Source organism: Flavisericum labens (genome assembly GCF_045446075.1).
Classification (GTDB): domain Bacteria; phylum Bacteroidota; class Bacteroidia; order Flavobacteriales; family Flavobacteriaceae; genus Flavisericum; species Flavisericum labens.
Map to the genome: position 1 here is coordinate 1 of NZ_JBJJBQ010000026.1, position 3,152 is coordinate 3,152.

A 3,152-nucleotide genomic window follows, 5' to 3' on the forward strand; every position below is an offset into this window, starting at 1 on the left:
ATCGGGATTGCCATACAATGAAAACTTTGTTTCAAAAATGGCTTAAAAAGATTTGTTTTTTAGCTCAGTTCTTTGTTGCCAGTAGTATTTTATTCCACTTTCTTTTCGATTAGTTTTAATTCTCCTTTTTCAACTTTCCAATGTTCGTAATATTCTTTATCCTCTGAATTGTGTCCAATAACAAATCGTTCGGTCAATTTTGGAATTCCGTTTGTCAATTCATAAACATCTCGTCCGTGTTCGCAACAGCCATTTCTCCAAGTTGAATTAATTTGCTTTTTTTCGTAATCAAATTCAGGTGAAGTTATTTCTCCGTATTCTGTGTTTTTTTCAAAGAGTTCATTTGTCGGATTATAAATCCAAAATAGAAAAGGAACATTCGGTCCAGCAGGAAGAAATTCCATTAGCCTAAAATCAGTTTTCCCGTCAAAATTCATATCCTCAATTGCAAAAAGTTGGTCGTTTGGAAAAGTTTTACTGAAATAGTTTTCGCTCGGTTTTATCGTTTGCGTTAAGATTCCATTTTTCAGAACCTCAATTTTAGTTATTTCACAGTCGGTTTCTCCGCATTTTTTTGTCAAACAAAATTCAAATTCCGCATTTGAAAACTTTATTATTTCTTGCGAATAAAGTTCAAATGAAAACAGAATTATTAATATTAGCAGAGTTTTTCTCATATTACTGGCAACGGTTAGTATATGAAAAGTAGGCGATTTCGAAGCATTAAACTTTCAGTTAAGTAAAAATTTTGAAACGAGCTAAAACCCTTTATTTTACTGCTATCTCGCCTATTTTTTATATACATTGTTACCTGCCGTTTTTTATTATTTTTTCAAATAGTCTTGATTTAATAAATCTCTCAAATGTCATTTCGTGATAGTCCACATTTTTTGATAAAGATTCATATCTGTAAATGAGGTCTTTGGCTGTACTTTTATTAACAACAATAATTTTATTTTCAGGATTGAAATTTCTCTTAATCATAGCTCTGATATGCACATCAGCTTCTGGAAATGAATAACCAATTATCACAAGTGTCTTTGCCGACCGCACTGTAAATCCTGCTTCATCATATAGTTTGTTGAATATGAAATTCGTATTTGTCTTTAAGTGTGTTGGCACCTGAATTAATGAAGAGAGTCTGTTATTGTCGAATGGACAAGTTGTTATGTCGCTTTCAAAAAATGAGTCAAATGAGTCCGTTTTTAAATTTATTCCGTGTTGCCATGGGGTCAAACCGACCTGTCCACAGCAATTGCAGTATTTCCAATTTAGACTTCCGTGTATTTTTAGAAGTTTAGTTCTAATTGGTTTATTATCTCCGAACTGAGTTACTGGTTTATTCGGATTAACCCACCAATCAAATGGCGTTATATTATCGGGATATCTAAAATTAATTAGGTCTATGCAGTAATCAATTAGATACTCACTGTAAATTCTGTCAAATGACTCGTCAATGAGTGTATCATAGTTGGTTGTGATAACTCCAATTTCTTTTCGGTTCAATTTAATTTTTTCCCAAAACTGTCTAAAGTGTTCACTTTGTTTTGTTTTACTACTAATGACATAATGCAGAACTTTAGTGAAATTAGATTTTAAATCTCGTAGTTCTTTTATTGTCCATTTTTTGGAAAGACTTAATTCATTATTTAAATGGAAGTCAATAAAGCCAAAGACTTCTTCCAATGTCGAGAATCTATCCTTGGTAGAAAAGTTGTCTTTGAGAAATGAGCGAATCTGTTTTCCTGCATTTGACTTGGAAAGTTGTAAGTCCGAGTCATTTAATATTTGAGGAATTAGGTCTGATTGGACTGGTATTCCGTCTCCATAAGAAGCTCCTGCTCCAAAAAGGAAGACTAATTCTGGTTTATCATTTTGAATTGGTAATATGTCTTCTTTTCTAGTCTCCACGGGCACTACTTATTGATTTTCTTCCATTTCCATTCTCCTTCTCTTACCCCATAGAATGATTTAGAATGTCCTAGCCACTTACCTTCCATATTGTTTGAATCTTGGATTTGAAGGTGAAAAGTTCCAAAATAACCTATAGGGTCATTTATATCATACCATTCACCAATGAAATATTCATTCATTATTGTTCCAAATACACCATAGGTTTTCCCATCAGCTATGAACTCTGCATAGCAAAAATTTCCCTGTTGCTTTATTCTAGGGTGGCTATGTCTTTTAGTTTCTTCTTTGAACTTTTCACTGCTCTTCAATTCCCAATTTTCTTCCCAATTTCCTGAAATACTTATTGGCTTTGTTCTGAAGTAGTTTCTAAGTGGTAGCCACCAAAAATATTTAATCCACCAATGAGCAATTTTGAAATCCAAAATTAGCTTTATTGCAAGTACAATGATAAAAGTCAATGTTCCTGTTAATACACTTTCCCAATTAATCATTGTTATTAGTTCATTCATTTTTTAATGGCAGGTAACGTTTATGTATATGGAAAGTTGCGTGTTTGTGTGCGAGGATTTTCCGAAGGAAAATCAGAAGCTAGCAAACAAAGCAACTAACATTAGTAAAGCACAAAGTAGCAATTTTTTATATACTGTGTTGTGTGTAGTATTTTTATTTTTCAGTCAGTTTATTTATTTCACTTTTGTTTGGAATCCATAGCCACATTCCAATAATTCCTAAAAACAAAATCATAAACGTATTATTTGTTTTAGTAGCTTTTTTAATCGGCATTCTTGTCCAATTAAACCACAGGAAAATTCCTGCTACAATAAAATTCAGTCCCCAAATCAGCCAATTTGCTTTATAGTCAAAATCAAGTTTAATCCACAGTTTTGTGTCAGCAAAGATTATAATCATATATCCGATTTGGATTAAAGTCAGAATGATTAATAATATCCGTAGTTTTTTTAAATCCGATTTAAAGTTTTCTTTTATAATCTGTAATTCAATCATTTTATTAGTTCAGTTTGCGGTTGTTTGGGATATTACACACAACGTTAAGTATAAGAATAGTAGCGGATTAAAATACACTAACTTTTCGGTTAAACATAGACCTTATTTATATTTACTTACTTTCGTTTTAGCGTTAAAACCGCTATTATTTTTATACATTGTGCCTGTTGCACAACCTTTCAAATATAGTTTAAAATTTCAATTTCTGCATGAAACTTCTTATTTTTAAGAAT

The 3,152-nt window shown here is 31.7% G+C and carries 4 protein-coding genes; all 4 read right to left on the reverse strand.

Annotation, left to right across the window (positions count from 1 at the left end; translation table 11 throughout):
• Nucleotides 1-89: 89 nt before the first annotated feature.
• The gene (locus ACIEHO_RS16430; RefSeq protein WP_406973730.1) at nucleotides 90-581 is read right to left on the reverse strand and encodes an XAC2610-related protein; all 492 of its coding nucleotides are present in this window, start codon (nucleotides 579-581) and stop codon (nucleotides 90-92) included.
• Between the two features lie 226 nt (nucleotides 582-807).
• Entirely contained in the window at nucleotides 808-1,911 is a 1,104-nt protein-coding gene (locus tag ACIEHO_RS16435; RefSeq protein WP_406973732.1) for an SIR2 family protein, read from the reverse strand.
• A gap of 5 nt (nucleotides 1,912-1,916) precedes the next feature.
• Nucleotides 1,917-2,423 carry a hypothetical protein gene (locus ACIEHO_RS16440; RefSeq protein ID WP_406973734.1) on the reverse strand — a complete coding sequence of 169 codons (507 nt, stop codon included), beginning with the start codon at nucleotides 2,421-2,423 and terminating at the stop codon, nucleotides 1,917-1,919.
• Nucleotides 2,424-2,577: 154 nt separating this feature from the next.
• Nucleotides 2,578-2,919: a hypothetical protein gene (locus tag ACIEHO_RS16445; protein WP_406973736.1), complete on the reverse strand. Its 342-nt coding sequence runs from the start codon at nucleotides 2,917-2,919 to the stop codon at nucleotides 2,578-2,580.
• Nucleotides 2,920-3,152 lie beyond the last annotated feature (233 nt).